At 41.7% G+C, this 20,363-nt stretch carries 14 protein-coding genes; 7 read left to right on the plus strand and 7 right to left on the minus strand.

Annotated elements, in window-relative coordinates:
* Positions 1 to 990 carry a porphobilinogen synthase gene (hemB, locus tag FGG15_RS12155; RefSeq protein ID WP_138836586.1) on the plus strand — a complete coding sequence of 330 codons (990 nt, stop codon included), beginning with the start codon at positions 1 to 3 and terminating at the stop codon, positions 988 to 990.
* Here the strand turns inward: hemB and FGG15_RS12160 are convergent.
* Positions 979 to 3,747 (minus strand): hypothetical protein, encoded by a 2,769-nt coding sequence (locus FGG15_RS12160; protein ID WP_138836588.1) that lies wholly within the window; start codon positions 3,745 to 3,747, stop codon positions 979 to 981. The two genes, hemB and FGG15_RS12160, sit on opposite strands and share 12 nt — an antisense overlap.
* 120 nt (positions 3,748 to 3,867) lie before the next feature.
* Between FGG15_RS12160 and FGG15_RS12165 the strand changes: the two genes are divergently transcribed.
* From FGG15_RS12165 to FGG15_RS12180, 4 genes are read left to right on the plus strand one after another with little or no spacing between them, the layout of a single operon-like run.
* Positions 3,868 to 5,163 (plus strand): serine hydrolase domain-containing protein, encoded by a 1,296-nt coding sequence (locus FGG15_RS12165; RefSeq protein WP_138836590.1) that lies wholly within the window; start codon positions 3,868 to 3,870, stop codon positions 5,161 to 5,163.
* Between the two features lie 52 nt (positions 5,164 to 5,215).
* Positions 5,216 to 6,337: a CNNM domain-containing protein gene (locus FGG15_RS12170; RefSeq protein WP_138836592.1), complete on the plus strand. Its 1,122-nt coding sequence runs from the start codon at positions 5,216 to 5,218 to the stop codon at positions 6,335 to 6,337.
* Positions 6,337 to 6,807: a methylated-DNA--[protein]-cysteine S-methyltransferase gene (locus tag FGG15_RS12175; protein WP_138836595.1), complete on the plus strand. Its 471-nt coding sequence runs from the start codon at positions 6,337 to 6,339 to the stop codon at positions 6,805 to 6,807. Before FGG15_RS12170 ends, FGG15_RS12175 begins: the two co-directional genes overlap by 1 nt.
* Positions 6,808 to 6,816: 9 nt before the next feature.
* Positions 6,817 to 7,530 (plus strand): 3'-5' exonuclease, encoded by a 714-nt coding sequence (locus FGG15_RS12180; RefSeq protein WP_138836597.1) that lies wholly within the window; start codon positions 6,817 to 6,819, stop codon positions 7,528 to 7,530.
* 88 nt (positions 7,531 to 7,618) lie between these two features.
* Here FGG15_RS12180 and FGG15_RS12185 read toward each other — a convergent pair whose 3' ends face one another.
* Both FGG15_RS12185 and FGG15_RS12190 read right to left on the minus strand, forming a co-directional pair.
* Complete coding sequence (locus tag FGG15_RS12185; RefSeq protein ID WP_138836599.1) at positions 7,619 to 9,814, minus strand: S8 family serine peptidase; 2,196 nt, start codon at positions 9,812 to 9,814, stop codon at positions 7,619 to 7,621.
* A gap of 157 nt (positions 9,815 to 9,971) precedes the next feature.
* Positions 9,972 to 10,919: an endonuclease/exonuclease/phosphatase family protein gene (locus FGG15_RS12190; protein ID WP_138836601.1), complete on the minus strand. Its 948-nt coding sequence runs from the start codon at positions 10,917 to 10,919 to the stop codon at positions 9,972 to 9,974.
* 94 nt (positions 10,920 to 11,013) lie between these two features.
* Here FGG15_RS12190 and hflX point away from each other — a divergent pair, with 94 nt between their 5' ends.
* Complete coding sequence (hflX, locus tag FGG15_RS12195; RefSeq protein ID WP_138836603.1) at positions 11,014 to 12,225, plus strand: GTPase HflX; 1,212 nt, start codon at positions 11,014 to 11,016, stop codon at positions 12,223 to 12,225.
* Here the strand turns inward: hflX and FGG15_RS12200 are convergent.
* From FGG15_RS12200 to FGG15_RS12215, 4 genes are all read right to left on the minus strand, one after another.
* Complete coding sequence (locus tag FGG15_RS12200; protein WP_138836606.1) at positions 12,222 to 12,647, minus strand: hypothetical protein; 426 nt, start codon at positions 12,645 to 12,647, stop codon at positions 12,222 to 12,224. The genes hflX and FGG15_RS12200 overlap by 4 nt on opposite strands.
* Positions 12,648 to 12,681: 34 nt before the next feature.
* The gene (locus FGG15_RS12205) at positions 12,682 to 13,656 is read right to left on the minus strand and encodes a carboxypeptidase-like regulatory domain-containing protein (RefSeq protein WP_138836608.1); all 975 of its coding nucleotides are present in this window, start codon (positions 13,654 to 13,656) and stop codon (positions 12,682 to 12,684) included.
* A 126-nt stretch (positions 13,657 to 13,782) separates the two neighbouring features.
* A complete protein-coding gene (locus tag FGG15_RS12210; RefSeq protein WP_138836611.1) occupies positions 13,783 to 16,719 on the minus strand; it encodes a tetratricopeptide repeat protein in 2,937 nt (978 codons plus the stop codon).
* A gap of 658 nt (positions 16,720 to 17,377) precedes the next feature.
* Positions 17,378 to 18,307, minus strand: coding sequence for a DUF3078 domain-containing protein (locus tag FGG15_RS12215; protein ID WP_138836613.1), 930 nt, complete (start codon positions 18,305 to 18,307; stop codon positions 17,378 to 17,380).
* 496 nt (positions 18,308 to 18,803) lie between these two features.
* On the opposite strand from FGG15_RS12215, the gene FGG15_RS12225 reads away from it, so the two are divergent.
* The gene (locus tag FGG15_RS12225) at positions 18,804 to 20,357 is read left to right on the plus strand and encodes an IPT/TIG domain-containing protein (RefSeq protein ID WP_138836617.1); all 1,554 of its coding nucleotides are present in this window, start codon (positions 18,804 to 18,806) and stop codon (positions 20,355 to 20,357) included.
* The last annotated feature ends 6 nt before the right edge of the window (positions 20,358 to 20,363 follow it).

The raw sequence follows: 20,363 nt of genomic DNA on the forward strand, positions 1-20,363 counted from the left end.
ATGTTTCCACTAATTCGAAATAGAAGACTTCGAGCCTCCGAATCCATTAGACGATTGGTTCGAGAAACTACAATTACCCCGGATGATTTCTTGGTTCCCCTTTTTGTGGTTGAGGGGAAGGGTATTAAGGAGGAAATCCCTTCCATGCCCAATTATTACCGCATGAGTTTGGACTATCTGGAAAAGGAAGTGAAGGAACTTTGGGAAATGGGCTTTTGTGCCGTTTTGCTTTTTGTCAAGGTCGCTGATGAATTGAAAGACAACACGGGTAAGGAAGCTTTAAATCCAGATGGGTTGATGCAGCGATCCATTAAGGCGGTCAAAAACGCTTGTCCACAAATGTTGGTCATGACGGATGTTGCCCTTGATCCCTTTTCTTCATATGGCCACGATGGTATTGTGGTCGAAGGTGAAATCTTAAACGATGAAACCTCCGAAGTGCTGGCAGAAATGAGCATCTCCCATGCCCAGGCTGGAGCAGATTTTGTGGCTCCCAGCGATATGATGGATGGTCGAATTCTGACGATACGTGAGGCGTTGGAAGATGAGGGTTTCCATAATACCGGAATTATGAGCTATTCAGCCAAATATGCTAGTGCATATTATGGTCCTTTCCGGGATGCTTTGGATTCAGCGCCGGTGGATATTGCTGATGTGCCGAAGGATAAAAAGACCTATCAAATGGATTATGCAAATAGGTTTGAAGCTATCCGAGAAACTCAAATGGATGTAGATGAGGGAGCTGATATCGTAATGGTAAAGCCTGGATTACCCTATTTGGACATTGTCCGGGAAATTAAGAACGAGGTGGATGTACCGGTTGCCGTTTATCAAGTTTCCGGAGAGTACGCGATGGTCAAAGCCGCCGCTGAAAAAGGTTGGTTGGATCATGATGCGGTAATGTTGGAACAACTCACCGCAATCAAAAGAGCTGGCGCCAACATAATCGCCAGTTATTTTGCGAAGGATGCAGCACGTTTACTTTTCTAGGTTTTCTGTGACCTTATAGGAGAATTGACCGTATCCTATTTTGCCTTCCTTGGATATGGTTTCCAAAACAACAAGCATATCACCGATGTCATCTCCATTATAGTATTCAACGGTGGCCTTTCCTAAATCATCGGGTATAACGCTCGGATTCCAATACACTATGTGTCGCATATCGGGAATGCTCCAATCGGATGGTTCCAGATTATCATATTTTGGTGTATAAAACTCCTTCAGTGGGGAAAACCCTTGAATGATTTTTTTGTTCATCCCTCTTGTTCTCCGAACACCAAAGAGACCTTTTTTTGAGTAGGTATATATGTTAATAAAAGACACTCTTACGGAGGAATTCAGCGCCAAAGGGGTTCCAAATACTTCTGAAACATATTTCCTTGGATAATTTGGGTTATTGATAATCTCCACACTCATAATCTCTTCCGTTGGCAATAAGCCGATTATGGAATAGTCTTCAATTTGTACGGGAATTCCATCAATGATAATAAATGAAAAATCACTCCCAATTGCAGTAGCTAACTGAAAACGTTTCTCTAAACGTCCAACCTGTCTAATCATAATATCATCTGGGTAGCTAAACTGCAGTACACTAAAAAGTCCATGCGACCATTTTTTTATTTCCTGATGCAGTTCTTTGTCCTCAATAACCAGATCCGGCTCGCCATGTAAGTCCATCATTTTTTGGCGTTCAGGAGTTAATCTATAGTCCGTGAGTTCCACCCCTTCGAGCCTTATTGTGTTTTCCCCAACCTCAAATTCTGCTTCTTGTCCCTGCTGGTCAATCGTTCTATCAACATATTGCTTGGCAACAAGAGTGTCGGCGGTCAGGACTGCCTTTTTTTCATCATATCTGATCTGGGGAGGCAGCTGTTGATTTAGGGAGATGGTATATTCCTTTTTTCTTCCGTTCTCTTTTTTTGTTTGAAATAGTAGTTGAAGTTCTTCTTTGTAGGCGTCATCAATAGCAAACTGAAACGTCCCCAGACTATCCACCTTATGGGTAAAAACCTGTTTGGGGTTGCCGAAAGCCATCATGGTCAGATCAACTACTTTTTTGTGTTTTCGCCTATCGTTTAAAAGTTCCGCTATGGTGCCGGAAACCTGTAAACCCTTTTCTGGTTTATGTTTATAGTCAATGGCTTCATCAAAGCTTTGAAATTTGTATGAACGCCAACCCTGGGTAAGCATCAAAACGTTCAGGTCTCTCATTCTAGTGGTATTCTTGGAATCAAAATAGTGATTTGGATTCTCGATGACGCCATTGAGTTCTGAGTTCAATAAAAAATAAGATAAAATATTTGGGCGGATCGCTTCCTGTTCAGCAATTCCCTTGTTCAAAACCAAAACGGAAGTATTTGCCCATTCGGGCTTATTCCCTTTCCCCAAGCTTGCAATATCAAACACAACTTTATCCCGCTGTTTATAGGATTTTTGAATGGATTGTATATCCAAGGTCAAGCGGTTACGGTCCAGGGAATTAAAAATTAAACGTTCACAAACCGGGATATGTTGGGCATCCAAAACTGTTATCTTAACAATCCCGTCAGGAAGTATCTCTCTCGGTATTCTTATTTTAGACACTTGATTTTTATGTTCCAGCTTCAATTGTCTGTATCTAATCCCCCGGCTTTCCACGTTAAGATAGATAGATCCATTCTTTGTTAGGTTGGATTTTACCTGCACTCTTGCATACTTGCCTGTAAAGACTACTTTTAGTGCATATCCTTGTGGCTCCGTTTTAGGTAAGGGGTAGGTATATGCCTTGTCCGCAATCGTTACCTTGGCATGGTACAGATCATCCACATTTCCTCTAAGGTAGATGGTCCCCATTCCCAAATCGTTACTTTTAAATTCGGTAATGACTTCCCCATCTTTGTTGACGACAATACCTGAAACCGGGACGCCTTTGCCATTAAAATCAATGGCCTTGAATGCCACCAACCCTTCAATATCATGAACGATTTGTCCTCCTTCAGGAAAGAACTGCAAATCAATTTTATCCTCATCCACTATTATTGTTCGGCTAAAGGAATTTACAAAAGCAATATTGTTGTTCCTCAATTTAATTCCTTCCAAAGCCAGCTTTAGTTTAACTTGATAAGTATTCTTGGGAATGACATAATTGAGTTGATAAATCTTTTTTCTATTTCTTTCCAGTATGACCGAGTCTTTTATGTCATCTGATTCAATGAACAATTTTAGTTTTCCTCTAAAATTTGGGTCAATTAAACGCGGTTGGATGGTAGCGCTCAATTGAATACTGTCTCCTTGCAATTCAGTGAGTACAATGTTCTTTATAGCCTTATTGGATTCCTCGATGATTTCATTTGTTGTGATTTGGATGTACTCTGAAAAAACAAAGTCCTTGCCGAAATTTTTATTCCATTCGGTATAGGCCCTTACCAAATACCGCCCAGGAGCATAATTTGGATTTAATTCAAAAGATCCTTGACCAATACCATCAATCAGCTTAAGCTTTTTTTTGTCAACAACACGTTTGTCAAAATCAATTAGCTCCACGTAAAGCACTTGACTCATTGCGCTTAAGCAATTATCTGCACTACGGGTTACAATGCCCTTGAACCATAATGTTTGTCCTACGGAGTGGATTAGGTTGTTCAGTTGTAGATAAATCTTTTCCGCATTCGCCAACTTCGATACTTCAAGACTATCCTGTCCACAAACATTTTTTTGGGATAATACAATGCAGGCACTCAATACAACTAAAAGGCGTATTCGTTTCATTTTTGATTGGATGAACAGCACAAGTAAATTAAGAAAAAAGTAAAACATTGGCGAGTTCACATAACAATGGTGTAACCTTTAGTGTTTTAGCCTAATTTTACAATCCAATCCAACAGAAAAATGAAAAACCCAATCCAATTATTAATCTGCCTTTTGGGATTCGCTCCCTTGTGTATTGCACAAACTTCATTAGAGTCCATACCTCTTACTGAGGCTGGCATGGATAAAACATATATTAATCAGCAAGTGGATTCCATCATGCAGCTTGGAATCCAAGAACAGGCATTTCCAGGTGCCCAAATTTTAGTTGCCAAAGGCAACAAGGTTATTTTTCACAAAGCCTACGGTTTTCACACCTACGATAGTGTACAAAAAGTAGGACTGGACGATTTATATGATCTTGCTTCAGTAACCAAAATTACCGGACCCCTACCCGCCCTTATGAAGTTGGTGGATGAGAAAAAGTTGGATTTAGACGCTCCTTTTAGCACCTATTGGAAACCTTGGGCAAAACGCAAAGACAAAAAAGATTTGACCCTTCGCCAGATTCTGAGCCATCAAGCAGGTTTGGTTCCGTACATCATCTTCCTAGAAAAGGTGATGAAAAAAGAAAAAATCAAGAGACGTTTTATCCGTACAAAGCCATCCGAAAAGTTTCAAAAACAGGTGTATGAAGGACTCTATGTTAAAAACAGGTTCCTCAGAAAAATCTACAGGATGATCAATAGGTCTGAAGTATCTGCGGACAAAAAGTACCGCTATTCAGGACTCACCTTTTTGATTTACCCTGAATTGATCTCCAATCTTACCGGTACACCTTACGAATCCTATTTGAGAAAGACGTTTTATGCGCCCATCGGCAGCAAGACCTTGGGCTTTAATCCCATGACCAAGGGATATCCCAATAAAATTGTTCCCACAGAAATGGACACGCTATTTAGAAAAGATTTGACACATGGCTGGGTCCATGATGAAAATGCTTCTCTTCTAGGTGGAGTATCGGGCAATGCCGGGCTTTTTGGAACGGCAGAGGATTTAGCCAGGATCATGTTGTTTTACCAAAATCTTGGTGTCACCCTGAACGGGGAAGAAATTATATCCAAAACTACAGCAGAGGAGTTTATCAAAGTGCAGTATCCTGAGAATGAAAACCGCAGGGGATTGGGCTTTGACAAACCACTATTGGGCAATGATACCTTGGCAATTGCAGATGCATACCCTTCCCCAAAGGCTAGCGCAAAAAGCTTTGGACATGCTGGATTTACTGGGACATTTGTTTGGGCAGACCCTGAAACCCAATTGGTATTTATTTTCTTATCCAACAGGGTATACCCTTCACGCACACATCGTAAACTCTATAGTCTTAATATACGAACAGCGCTCCAGGATGTTTTTTATACCGCTCTAGCCAATTGATGTAGTTGGAATTCAATCCGAATTATTACCTTAGTACAACTAGATAAATCCCATGGGTCTTCTCCTCTTTTACGCCTTTATTTCCATTTTTTTCTCATTTCTATGCTCCATTTTGGAAGCAGTATTGCTTAGCATCTCCCCCACATTTATCAATCTTAAAAAACAGGAGGGAAAGGAATACGCTGCGCAGTTGGAAACCCTTAAAAAGGATGTGGACAAACCTTTGATTGCCATTTTGACCTTAAATACCATAGCCCACACTGTCGGTGCTATTTTGGTAGGGGTGCAAGCCAAGGTTACCTACGCTGAACTATACGGCAACACCACCAGAACAATTTTTGGTATCGAATTTACCGAAGACCTAATGGTCGGGGTGGTTTCCACCATAATGACCATCCTTATTTTGGTCGCTTCCGAAATTATTCCCAAAACCATTGGTGCCACATACTGGAAGCAGTTGGCCAATTTTACGGCCAAAGCCTTGCAGATTATGGTATTTCTCCTCAAATGGACCGGATTCCTGTGGCTTTTGCAACTGTTCACAAGACTTATTGGTAAAAAAGGGCATCATGGAAGTGTCCTCAGCAGGGAGGATTTTACAGCCATGACCGAGATTGCCCATGAGGAAGGGGTTTTCCAAGAGTCGGAATCCAAGGTGATAAAGAACCTATTGAAATTTGATGAAATCCTGGCCAAAGATGTGATGACGCCAAGAACTGTCATGAAAATAGCCTCAGAGGACACCACAATCCAAGAGTTTTTTGAAGCCAATAGACCTTTGCGCTTTTCCAGGATTCCACTTTATAAAAACAGTATGGACAATATCACGGGCTTTTTCCTAAAGGACGAACTGCTCGAGGCCATTATCAATAAAAAAGGGAAAGAAAATCTGGGAACCATTAAACGGGAAATTTTGGTGACCAACAGAAACAAGCCCATTCCTGAGCTTTTTGAAAAGTTTGTGGAACAAAACGAGCATGTTTCCTTGGTTGTAGATGAATACGGTTCCGTAAGTGGCCTGGTAACCCAGGAAGATGTGATTGAAACCCTTCTGGGATTGGAAATCATGGACGAAAGTGATAACGTGGAAGACCTTCAATTACTGGCCAGAAAGAACTGGGAATCCCGCGCAAGACGTTTAGGACTTATTGAAGATATAAATGAAGTAGAATAGTGGAAGTAGGTTATTTACAAACTCCTATAGGAATATCAGAATTCAAGGGAGATGAAAATGGGCTTGTTTCTGCACGAGTTTTGGATGAAAATGTACCTATCGGAATAATTCCAGAAGTGCTGGAAGATGCTGTATACCAATTTCGGGAATATTTCGAGGGAAAACGGCAAAAATTTGACTTGACGCTCAACCCGGAAGGCACCCCGTTTCAAAAAAAAGTATGGGGTTTGCTACAAGAGATCCCCTACGGGAAAACTATTTCGTATCTTGAGCTTTCCAAACGCTTAGGCGACCCCAAAGCCATTAGGGCAGTAGCCGCTGCCAATGGCAAAAACCCACTCTGGATCATTGTTCCCTGTCATAGGGTCATTGGAAGCAATGGCGACCTCACCGGATATGCTGGCGGTTTGCACCGCAAAAAATGGCTTTTGGAACTTGAGAGTCCTGCCAAACAGATGGCTCTTTTTTAATACTATACCATGCTATACAAACTTAACCTGGAACACATCCTCTTTTTGGATATTGAAACCGTACCCCAAAAACCCGATTTTGGGCAATTGGATGAAAACACCCAAGAATTATGGGCCCAAAAGACCCAATACCAGCGAAAAGAGGAATTCACTCCCGAAGAATTTTATGAACGGGCCGGAATTTGGGCAGAATTTGGAAAAATCATTTGTATTTCCGTAGGCTATTTTACGCTCAAAGGAGATTCCAGAAATTTTAGGGTCACCTCATTTCATGGAGAGGAAACGGAATTGCTCAAACAATTCAAACAGCTTTTGAAAGACCATTTCAATCAAGCCAAACACCTGCTCTGTGCCCACAATGGCAAGGAATTCGACTTTCCTTACATTGCCCGCCGAATGGTAATTCAAGGGATAAACCTTCCTTACAAACTAGATCTTTTTGGAAAAAAGCCATGGGAAGTGCCACACTTGGACACCATGGAACTATGGAAATTTGGGGACTATAAACATTACACCTCATTAAAATTGATGGCCCATGTGTTAGGAGTTCCTTCACCTAAGGAAGATATGGACGGAAGTATGGTCCGGGAAGTTTATTATCAAGACAACGACTTGGATAGAATTATCTCTTACTGCGAATTGGATGTGGTGACCACCGCACAGGTTTTCCTTCGCCTCAGAAATGAGGCATTATTGGAAGAACAAGAAATCAAAAGAGTCTAAGAAAGAAAAACTTCAAGTGGAATTTGGTGGTTTCTTCTTCGCGAATGACCACACCTCCTGTTCTAAGGTTTTTGAAAGTTGTCATGGGTCAGCTTTTATAGAATTTTGTAGTTCGCATCCCTGCATGGTCTTCCACCATCAAAACATACAATCCGGAGGCTAAACACGAAACGTCAATAGGGCCTCTGGCTTTCCCCGATTTAATAGTATTTCCCGATGTGGTAATTATGGAATACATGGCATCTTCCGAAAGTTTGGCATCCACGGCAATTTGGTTTATGGCCGGATTCGGAAATACGGTTATGGAAAGTTCTTCCCCATACGATAATCGTTCGTAGGTGAACAATTCCGTTTCTTCGCCCTTAAACTCAAATTGTATTTCATCCGAAAAATCAGAAACAGCGCTTTCGGTACAAATGGAACGTAGCCTTACCTGATAAACCTGTCCTGTGATCAAATTGGAAAGATCAGTGCTGTTTTCCCATAATAATTGGGACTGCCACTCATTTTCGCTATAGGTCTTGTATTGAAGTTCGAACAAGGTTTCCTCAGCATCTTCCCATCCCACGGTAACTCCATCTGTATGGGACAAGAATAAATCCAATCCCGCAGGAACAGAGGTCTCGCAAAGCGAAGCTTTCACCCCTGACAAAATCAAGGAAAAATCTTGAAAATCGTTTACTAAACTTCCTTTATGGGAAACAGTGATGGTATAGGTCCCTTGGGCGTTTGGAATTTCAATTCGCTCGTACGGGTCCACAAGATTATCGCCTTGGGTCGCAGCTTCAGCAGCTCTAGTTGGATTCAGTTTCCAAGGCAAAAATGTTTTTCCATCTTTGGAAATTCGGATGTCCAAGTCATTGGTCAAAGCAGCAGTCCCATTGTTCATCTCTCCCCTATTGATGTATTCCCCTTCTGGATCGGTCCAGCTTATGGAAGCCATTAAGGTTTCTCCTTTCTTGGCATCAATGGTCATGGAAAAAGTTTCGCCATCAGAAAGACTTTCTTCCTCAACCAAGCTACTATATTCCCTGTTTTGAAGTAATTCCGCCGCGGTTTTGGCATTCATAACCCCCCAGCCCATTTTATAGTCGGGTCCTTTGGTCTCCACATCATCTGCTGTGTGCAAGGCCAGGCCTTTCAATGTTGCAGCCTTCATATAACTACCGAACAATTCTCCATGATATTGTTGAAGCAAAAGCAACGAACCGCTTACCCCAGGTGCAGCCATGGAAGTTCCAAAGGAAGTATTATAGCTTGTATTACTCTCCGAAGAGGCAGAAAGTATGGATGATCCATCCCCGGCTAAATCTGGCTTCACCCGTCCATCATCAATAGGCCCCAAACTGCTGTAGGCTGCCACTTTCACATTTTTAAGTTCTCCTTTGCTTCCAATCTCAGTATTGGCGCCGGCCACCACAAGCCCATTTTTGGAGGTAGCAAAACCCAGCAACAAATCGTACCCATCTGCGGTCTTTCCATAAATGGGACTTTCGTTATCATAGGATTTTTGGGCGTTTCCTGCGGCAGTAACCATCAAGTAGTAGGGTGCATTATACATGATTTTATCCCAATCCTGGGAAACCCTGATATAGGCTCCAAAGTACCAATCAGGTACCCTATCGGACTTAATTCCATAGGAGTGATTGCTCATCAAAAGCCCGTTCATGGCAGCTTCTGCCACTTCAATTTTATCTCTTGTCCAGTTATGTGAGATAGCTTCCGCCTGATAGGCCACTCCCTTGGCATTGGGTTTGATCCCAGATGAGATCAAATTTCCTGTCACCATTGTGGCATGTGCGTCCACTTCTTCAGTTGCATCTCCATTCATCGCCCTCCCTTTAAACTCTTGGTGTGTGGTCAGACTAACCCCTGCATCCCAGACCCCAACGGTCATTCCGGTACCATCCAAACCCAAATCCAAAAGTCCGTTGCTATATAAGGTGTGCGCACGTGAGGTTTGACGCGTTGGATCGTTCAGAGTGGTATAAAATATGGGTGTGCCATCTGTTCCGATGTCCTGGAGGGATACTACGGACCCATCCTTTTGCTTTTCTACCAATTTCCATCCTTTGGCCGTTTTCAATTGGTTTAGTTTAACTTCTTTGGTATTGTATTCCTTTTTCAATTCTGAAATAAAGGAAGTCATCTCACTTTGATTGTAGGTGGAACGGATAAATTGCTGCTGATCGGTTGTCTGGCCATATCCTATATAAAAAGAAAATAGAAGAATAAAAGCGGAGGTAAAAAGCCCTTTTGCCCAAGTAGATTTTTTGCCGTCCATAATATGATTTAAGTAAGATTAGGACTACAAAATTAATTTTGACTATGGATTCATCGGTGAAAACCCCTTTTATTTCGATGAACTACACGGCTTTTTAGAAATGAGTGTTGTGAAACAACTAAAAACTGTTGTGTAGTAATTTTCTTTCTTTTTATTTTTATCGATTTTCCTTTAGCACCACATAAACGGGAAAGTGGTCACTATACCCCCCAAGGTATTTTTTGCCCACATAAGTCCGGAACGGATTGCCTTTGTATTTTCCTTTCCATTCCTTTAAAAATTTTGGTGCAAATATTTTGGCCTTTTTAAAACTATGGGTTCCTTTTTGGTAGTTCAAAAAACTATGGGAAACCAAAATTTGATCAAACAAACTCCATTCCCCTTTATAATTGGCACTTCCCGTAGCAGGCGACAATAAGTGCTGCATGGGATTGACAAACAATCCGGAGTCCATAAGGGTTTGAATACTCTTGGAATTGGGGTCATCGTTAAAATCCCCCATGACAATTATATTGGGATTCTCGCTTTCCAAACTATTGATTTTGTTCAAAACGGTTTCCGCAGCTTTGATTCGCTTGTACTCCGTTTTATCTGCTCCATCCCTTCTTGAGGGCCAATGGTTTACAAAGACATGGATCTCCTCCTCATTTAACCTTCCATGCACATATAAAATATCACGGGTGTAATCCCTATCCCCATTACCATTGGAAATCAGTAACGGAATAATCTCAGCATCCAGGACTTTGAAATGGTCTTTATGATAGACCAATCCCGTGTCAATTCCTCGCTCATCCGGAGAATCAAAGTGGACATAATCATAATCCACTTCCTTGAGCGATTTTGTTCCAAGAATAGCATCCAGCGCGATTTTGTTCTCCACTTCGGCCACCCCAACCAATACCGGCGGTACGGAACTGTAATCTTTTCCCATCAATGCAATGGTCCTACCAAGCTTCTTGGACTTTTTCCGAAACCTCGATTCACTCCATTCCTTTCTTCCATCAGGAGTAAAATCGTCATCCAAGGTGTGGGGGTCGTCATGGGTATCGAAGAAATTTTCGAGATTGTAAAAAGCGATGGTAAACTGGTCTTCCCTATGTGTCAATGTCTATGGAATTAATTTCGATATTCTTTCAAAAACACAAAGTACAAAAATCAGCTTCCAAAACATTGATTAGATTTGCACTTTAATCGAATTCATGCTAGAAAAGAAAGCCATAGATTATGAAAAGGCGGTACTTATTGGAGTAATCAATAAGGATCAGAATGATACCAAGGTTAAAGAGTATTTGGATGAATTGGAATTCTTGACCTACACGGCCGGGGGTGAGGTGACCCAAAGGTTTACTCAGCGCATTGAAGTGCCCAATCCAAAGACATACATTGGTAGTGGTAAAATGGAAGAGGTTCAGCGCTATGTCAAGGAAAATGAAATAGGTTCTGTCATTTTTGATGATGAGCTTTCTCCAGCACAGCAGAATAATATTGAAAAAATCCTCAAGTGCAAAATCCTAGATCGAACCAGTTTGATTCTGGACATTTTTGCCCAACGTGCCAAAACAAGCTATGCGCGAACTCAGGTGGAGCTGGCACAGTATGAATATCTCCTTCCGCGTTTGACCGGTCTTTGGACCCACTTGGAACGTCAACGTGGGGGTATTGGTATGCGTGGTCCTGGGGAAACGGAAATTGAAACAGATAGACGTATTGTTCGCGATCGAATTGCGTTGTTAAAGAAAAAGCTCACCAAAATAGACCGCCAAATGGAAACCCAAAGAGGCAACCGCGGGGCTTTGGTAAGAGTGGCTTTGGTGGGCTATACCAATGTGGGCAAGTCTACCCTAATGAACGTCATCAGCAAGAGTGATGTTTTTGCGGAGAACAAGCTGTTTGCAACATTGGATACCACTGTTAGGAAAGTGGTCATTGGCAATCTTCCTTTTTTGTTGAGCGATACCGTTGGTTTTATCCGAAAACTCCCCACCCAATTAGTAGAAAGCTTTAAGAGTACTTTGGACGAAGTTCGAGAAGCCGATTTGCTCTTACATGTTGTGGACATCTCCCATCCCAATTTTGAAGAACATATTGCCTCTGTCAATAAAATCTTGGATGAGATTAAAAGTGCAGATAAAAAGACCATTATGGTCTTCAACAAAATTGATCAATACGAAGCCGAAGTCATCGAAGATGACGATTTGGTCACAGAAAAGACCAAGGCGCACTTTACTATAGAGGAATGGAAAAAAACGTGGTTCAGTAAGATTGGTGATCGCGCCCTTTTTATTTCCGCGTTGAACAAGGAAAATTTAGACGAGTTTAGAAAACGGGTGTACGATGAAGTTAGAGACATCCACGTAACCCGTTTTCCTTATAACAACTTTTTATACCCAGAACATTTAGATCAGTATTAGTCTGCTCCGTTTGGTTTATTTATCCTTACAGACGTGGGGTTGCTTGACGAACCTCCACTCCCTTCCAGTCGCACTTCGTATTCGACCCAATCCTGAGAACCAAACCTGAAACAAGAAGCCCAAACAATGCTGTTCCCGTTATCTGTGAATTGAGTGTTGGTTTTGCTTTCGGTGTCACCTCCGGATACCTTGGTTGTAATTTGAAGCCGTTCAATGCTGACTCCATCCGAAGAAGTATACGGGATGGTCATCACAAATGTGCTGCCGCTTCCGCTGGATGTGCTGCAATTATTGACTCCATTTACTTCAAAAGTCTGTGCGTTTGCGGTAATGGTGGACCCTGATCCTTCATCGTCTTTGCTACAACCCAATAAGAAGAGTAGCATACCTGTGTAAATCAAAATATTTTTTGCTGTTTTCATCGTTTTAAAATTTAAGTGTTCGTATACATTTGAATTATTGGAAGTAAGCTAGCATATGTACCATCTCTTCCGGGTCGGGAACATGGCCCCCACCAAATGTTTTTCCATTAATGTGGTATAAAATCGGAATCACAAGGGCAGGCTCATCGGTAAGAATACAAGAATCATGTTCTAGGACCACATCAATCACTCCAGAAGCGTCCGCAACAGCTATATTCTCTGTTCCATTGGAAGCACCCACAGGTGGGTTGGTGAGGTTGACAAAATCATTCATAAAATCAATGTTCTCGCCAACCTTTCTGGGCTTGTTCAAATAGGCCAACCAAAATGTATAGGTGCCATCCGGAATCATTCCCTCCAACATGATTTGGAGCGTAGCACTGTCCCCATCACAATACACCAATATTTCACCATTGGCTTTTTTAAATTCCGATAGAGTTACGTGATGGTCATCAGGAGCTGTAATCGCCGTAAGCATCCCCAGCGGGGCATCAAAAATATTTGCGGCATACAAAGGTTCATTGGAGGCGGTTGGGGTATTTCCGTTTTCGTCCACTATCTCTTCCAGTAACTGCACACTGCCAAAATTTAAATGGGCAGTTACTGCTTGAGGTTGAATTACAAAATCTGCATTCGATTCAGTGTCTTCGGTAATATTGACTGAAACCATATCAGCATTTACCGCTTCTGTGGACAATGGCAATTTTAATGAAAGGTTATGGGGGCCATTGGATTTGGCTTTTATCAAAAATCTCCCTTCCGAGTTGGTAAAGGCAGTTGTAGTCTCATCTCCTTTGGTCAAATTTAACTCGGCCCCTGGATAAACCTGGCCATCTTCATCTTCTACAATGCCCGAAACCGAACCTGGATTCTCTGGGATTGGGTTTGGGTCTTGGGAATCATTTCCACTACTACAGGAAAGCAGTATCATAATCAAAAGGGAAATCAATATCCCTTGCAAATTGTACTTTATGGTTCCCCAAAAAGTATGGTAATCTTGTACATACATAGCTCATATTTTGGATTATAAAATTTGAGGAACATTTTACAATCCAAAACTAGATTCCAACCTTGGGGTTTGCTATATGTGAGGTTCCAAATGATAACACCTAGGTCCCATTACCGTCAAAATATACTAATAAGCCGAGGGTGTAACTCCATAAAGCTCCTTGAAGCACTTGGCAAAATAAGAAAGGTTGTTAAAGCCGACAGCGTAGGCTATTTGGGTAACTGTATCCGCGTTTCTTGAAAGGAGTTGGGCCGCTCTTTTTAATCTGAAGTTTCGTATCACTTCCCCAGGAGATTCTCCGGTAAGTGCTTTCAACTTTCTGTGGAGCTGCGTTTTGCTTAAGGCAAGCTCGGATTGCATTTCACGAACACCAAAATTGGAATCGGAAAATTCTCGTTCCAAAAGCTCAAGCAGTCCTTCCAAGAATTTTCGATCAATAGGAGTAACCGCTATTTCTTTGGGGTCAATAGCCGTCTCTCTTTGTGTAAAACGCTCTCTAAGTTTTCTACGCTGTTCTATTAGATTTTTTATCCGGGCCAGTAACTCTTTAGACTCAAAAGGTTTGGTTAGGTAGTCGTCCGCTCCCATTTCCAGGCCTTCAATCTTATTCTCTATCCCCGCCTTTGCGGTTAACATTATCACAGGCACATGACTTGTGTCAAAATTAGATTTTACAGCCTGACAAAATTCCACCCCATCCATTTCCGGCATCATCACATCAGTAATAATTAGATCTGGTGGATTCTGTTTGGCAGCCTTCAACCCCAGTTTTCCATTTTTGGCCTCTACCACGTGATAAAGTTCCTGAAGATGTTCCTTGATAAAGTAGGACATATCTGGGTTATCCTCAACCAAGAGCAAATTGGGTAAACCCACAGCTTTCGTCCGTTCCAAGATGAACGGTTTTTTAGCTAGGATGTCATTTTGCTTGGTTTTGGAATCAGGTACGCTAGTGAGGGTTCCAGTCTTTATTTTTTGAATGGGAAGTGCAACCGTGAAAGTGGTGCCTTTGTTAATTTCACTGGAGGCAGTGATGGTACCATCCATTAGGGCTACCAGCTCTTTTGATAGCGAAAGTCCTATTCCTGAACCTTCATGTTCCCTGGTTGCCTCCTGTTGCACTTGGTAAAAACGGTCAAAAATAAAGGGCAGCTTATCTTCAGGTATTCCCTTTCCAGTATCGGAAACAACAATTCGTAATTCATTGTTCCCATAACTCGCAGCAAACGAAATGGTACCGCCGTCATCACTAAATTTAAAGGCATTGCCTAAAAGGTTATATACAATTTTCTCCAATTTGTCCCGATCAAAGGAGGCCCAATAAACTTCATGTGGAATGTGTACTTTATAGTCAATTCTTCGCTGGGCGGCATGGGAGCTAAAAGAGGAGGCCGCCCCTCTCAAACATTTATATACTTCACCTTCAGCGCGTTCCAATTGCAAACTTCCTTTGTCAATCTTGGATAGGTCCAGCAACTGGTTTACCAACTGCAACACCCTATTGGTGTTTCGGCGGATCATCTTGATACTTTCCATCCCAAGTCCCTTGCTGGGATTCTGTTCCAATTGCTCTATAGGACCTTTAATCAGGGTTAGAGGAGTTCTAAATTCATGGGAGATGTTTGCAAAGAAATTCGACTTTAACTCGTCCAGTGCCCTAAGTTCCCTGTTGGTCTTTTGTTTGATCCGATACTGGTTGTAGAGCAAGGCCGCCAATAGCAGGAGAATAATTGCAAATGCGATGATGGCATTACGCTCATTGACCCGTTGGGTGAGTTGAAGGGTCTGCAGTTTTTGTTCCGATTCCAACAATGCAATTTCTTTGGTCTTTTCCTCATTCTGATATTTGGCCTCAATTTCATTGGCCAATTCCCGTTTTTCCCTAGTAAAAAGACTATCCTTTAAGATAGCATACTTTGTTCTGCTATGGTACGCTTTGGTAAAATCTCCCTTTTTCTGATACACCTCCGAGAGAAATTCATGGGAGTCCATTTCTATGGGAAATAGACCAATCTGCTCTGAAATTTCCGCAGACTGCTGCAAATGGTTCTCCGCATTTTTAAAGTCGTTCAAAAACAGAAAAGCCTGACCCATAGCGCAGTTGGAAAAAGCAATCATCATGGAATCATTGGTGGCCTTGGAAATTTCAAGGGATCTTTTATACGCTTCTGCTGCATTTTTATAGGTTTTCATTTCCAAAAAAATACTGCCCTGGTTGTAATGGAGTTCCCCTACTTTTTTCCGGTCACCCAGCTTTGCAAAAAGCTCAAGTCCCTTGTTATTATAAAGCGTGGCTTCTTCCAGGTGACCTGTATTTTTGTTTATGATGGCAAGATTATGGTACACATAAGCTCTTCCAAGATCATTTTTTAAAATGGTGCTTATGCTATCGCTTTTTAAGTAATACTCTTTTGATTTTTCATAGTTGCCCAATTGGCGGTGGGCCATTCCAATACTCATTAATGTAATGGAATAATTTTTTAAATGTCCCATCTCTTGGTACATCTTGGAAGAGTTGACAAAATATTCCATGGCCTGGGTCATTTCTCCCTGTTCGGAACAAATCAAACCAAGGCTGTTATAGGAACCCGCAAGGCTCTCCTTATCGCCACTGGCCTTGGCCATTTTTAGTTTTTGTTCATGACTTTCTTTGGCCTTTTCAAAATTGCCCTTGCGATAATATGTGTTTCCTAAACCGAAAAGTGCATCAGATTCACCTTGGGCCCAACTAATTGCCTGAGCCAACTTCCTAGCTCTTTTGTACATGGTTATCGCTGAGTCAAAACTGGATTGCGAATAGAGGTAATCGCCGTAAATCACGGAACTTTTGGACTGCCATTTTCCCTTTGGCAAGCGAGAACTTAGTTCTAGTGCATTGGTTGCGGCCTTTCTTGCCTTTTCGGGCTCTCTGTTTTCATACTCAAAGTAAAGTTGGTGAAGCAGTTTCACTTTCAGGGTATCATGAGCGGCATGATCTAAGGCTTGTTGCAGGCTATCAATTTTTGATTGCGAAAACAAGAGGGTATTGAAAATTAATAGAAGGGGGAGAGCTAATTGTTTCATCTCCAAAATATTATGCTTTTAAAGGTACCTTTTTTAAGGTAGTTATTCACAACCCAAGATGTCTGAAAATTAAAGAGTATGCTAATACAGTAGTTTCAAATCATAACAAACAGTGAATACATCGACAAAATTTTACCCTTTAGGAAATGTTGTTCCTTGTAATGAATTAGGACGAGTTGCATAGTTTACCGATGAAGTGTAAACCTTAACTTTTTCCACCACAACTTTTGGATTGTTCACAACAAAAGTTTAGGCACAAACAACAGATAAGCTACTTTCATAATGTTTTTAAGTGTTAGTGTTACAACCGGTCTTCCATAAGCTTAACCTACTTAGACCTTGGTACACAAAACACCCCAAATTGTAGATTAACCCCACAAAAAAGCCCTCAAATTTGAGGGCTTTTTTGATTGTGATAATCCTTCGAGCCAATTCGTGAAACCTGCCTGCCGGCAGGCAGGTTCGTGTCAAATCAACCTTTCAAAACTTAGTCTCCAATAACCTAAAAATTATTCGCGACCATTTTAGAAATTTGTGTCAACCAAAACACCGGTCCGGCAAACTATTAATTTAAACCTCCTAAGGAGTATATCGTTGCACCCAGTTCTCGATATATCCCGAATTTCATTCGGGACACTCGAACTGACATTGATTTAGCTTAAAAGGAATAGCTCAACCCGAATGTCCAATAGGTTTGCAATTCATTGTCGATCGTGTCAAAAGTCGCTGTGGGGTTTGGTGTTGGAGCATTATTCACTATATAGTTGAGCGTCTCCTGTTTGTTGTTTCGTAACCCAAAATCAAACCCAACCCCGATGACCTTCCATAAGGTATAGGCAAATGAGTTGGTCCAGGTCCAGTTGCTTAAATTCCCACTCTCATAACTTTGGAACATGGACAAATTGGTCTTAAAGCTAACGGCACCCAATTTCTTGGTATAGTCCGCCACAATCTTCGCTCCAAGTGATGAGTTGAAAATTGTGTCCTCATTGCTAAACACAAAGTTGTAGTTAAGCGGATGGATGACCACTACAAGATCAGTGATAGGTGTCCAGGTTCCCCCAACACCCAAATCCAAATAACCTGGGTCATTAAAATTGCTAAGGATAGTGGTTCGGTATTCCCCTAATCCCGAAACCGCAAATTTGTCATTAAGTTTCCTACCATAAAGCGATGAGATGTTGAACACATCCGTAGCTTCACGGAATCCATCGTCATCGGTGGGGTCATCTTTATCGTCCAGTTTTACCCAACTTAGATTGATGTTGGCCGCGTTGCGCCAAAAGAACTTTTCTTCCTGTTGGTTGGCAAAGGCATTTACGGTAAACCCAATGGTCCCAGAACTGTTATTGGGGAGACCTTGTGCGAACCAGTTGTTAAAGTTGGACAAACTTCCGCCAATAGTTCCAAAGGCACCAACTTTCCATCCCGGCAGGGCATCCAATTGGGCTTGTAGCGCATCCACCCGCCCTTGGATAGCAGCAATGGAATCTTTCTTCGGGGTCATTTCGGCTTTGATTTCCTTAGCGGTTTGGGCAGTTGCAAAAAGCCCTGTTAAGCAGATTACGGTAAAGATTATTTTTTTCATAGTATGGAGTTTAATGCTTAGAACCGCAAAAATATAAAAGGTCACATAGAATCTTGGAATTAAGATTAAAGTTCAAGCTCAAGTTCAATGATTGTTGTCTGATGTCTGGTGTCTGGTGTCTGGTGATCAAAATTCAAATACCAAATTCCATCAAGCCGCATTTTCTCATTCAAATTCACCCTTGGCTCTCGGAAAAACAAGTTCATGTAATAAAGCTCGATGACCGATGTTTGGTGTTTGTCGCTCGATGCTGGATGCTGGATAAAGCTGATAGCTGTCAACTGCCAACTGATAACTGATAACTGATAACTGATAACTGATAACCAAAGAACAACATTCCATTTTCAATTCGCTCCCTCAACCTTTCACCTTTAGCCCTTTACCCGTTAACCCAAAACCCCCATCCATCAATCCAAACAAGGCATCCGTCAATTGGCCCCGCCCTTTTTGCCCGTTTTCAACTTTCTTGCCCCCTTTAACCTAAAATCCAAAAAAAATGAAAAAGATTGTCTACTTCGTTTCAATGCTACTTTTGATAGGAATTGTTGTGATCGCCTGCAAAAAAGACGATGATTCTACCCCACCTGTTGAGGAGTCCCATACCATTGCCAGTTTTACCCCAACAAGCGGCCCAGTCGGGACCGAGGTTACCGTTAAAGGGACCAAGCTCACAAACCAAAATGCTTCCGCGGCCATTCGAGGAACTGCGGCCTCCATCACAGGAGCCAATACTGCTGGCACAGAACTATATATTACAGTGCCAGATGGTGCCGAAACCGGAAAAATTTCCGTGACCATTGATAGTGAGGAGGTCAAAAGTAGTAGTGACTTCACCGTGACCGATGAGCTTTCCATTGAACTTGCTGAGAACTATTTGGAAATGTACACTTTGGACACCGCTGAATTCCCTGAAATCACCAATTGGGAAGACTTTCCGGAGGGTTCTTCCATCTCCTATACTTCAAACAACCCTAACATAGTTAAAGTTGAAAATGGTAGTAACCTAACCGCTCTACAGTCTGGAGAAACAACAGTTGTGGCAACAATTATATCCAACGATAAAGAGTTTATCGCCGAGGTGGATGTAACCGTAGACCCAAGTGAATTTGTTGTAGGTGAGTATCGTATAAATGGATCACCTAGGGCAGCTTTATGGGTCAACGGGAATTTAACCCTGCTAAATCAAATTTTCTATGGTCAAGCTCTTGATGTTAAATATTATAAAGAAAAAATATACGTTGGGGGAATCATGCTTGAAGGAGAAAATTTTGTTGCCGTTTTGTGGGAGGTAGCGGGGGAGAAAATAACTGAAAAAAAACTCTCCAATGGTGAGTTCTCCGCCCACGTTAGCTCATTAATTGTTAATAACAATGGATATATGGTAGTTGGTCAAAATGGAGATTATGCCATGTTATGGGCATCTGATCAATTGCCTAAACAATTAAGCGACGAGTTTTCGATTGCCAGCTCCATCTTCAAAGATCAAGACTCCAATACATACGTAACCGGAGCTATATTCCCCAATCAGTTGGAAGATTCAAGTAATGCGGTACTATGGGTTAATCCTACGCAAGAAAATACTTCAACCCAGCAACTTGAATCGAACTACCCATTAAACATGGCTTTTGGCGTTACGGTAAAAAATGCAACCACTTTAGTCGCAGGTATAGGCAGTGAAGGAGGAGAATCTCCGTCAATTCCTGTTGCATGGGAAGGAAATGGTATGGCATTCCCACTTGCAGAGACTAATGGAATTGCCAATGATGTCATAACTGCTGCAAACGGAGATATCCTTATAGCGGGACAGTTACATCAACAGTCTCACTGGGACGCTACGTTATGGAAAACAGGAAACAATGAGGAGCTCATAAATTTAGGAAATGACCCAGTCACAAGTTCCTTTGCCTATGATATTTGTGAAAAAAACGGTATTGTTTATGTGGCAGGCTATTACCTCGGCGATAAAGCAACTATTTGGGTAGATAATGTGCCCAAGTATTTAACAAGCGAGGAAGAAAGTGGGATTGCTTATGCAATAGATGTTCAGTAATTTAAG

Origin of the sequence: Flagellimonas algicola, from assembly GCF_005937185.1 — a bacterium.
Taxonomy (GTDB): Bacteria; Bacteroidota; Bacteroidia; order Flavobacteriales; family Flavobacteriaceae; genus Flagellimonas; species Flagellimonas algicola.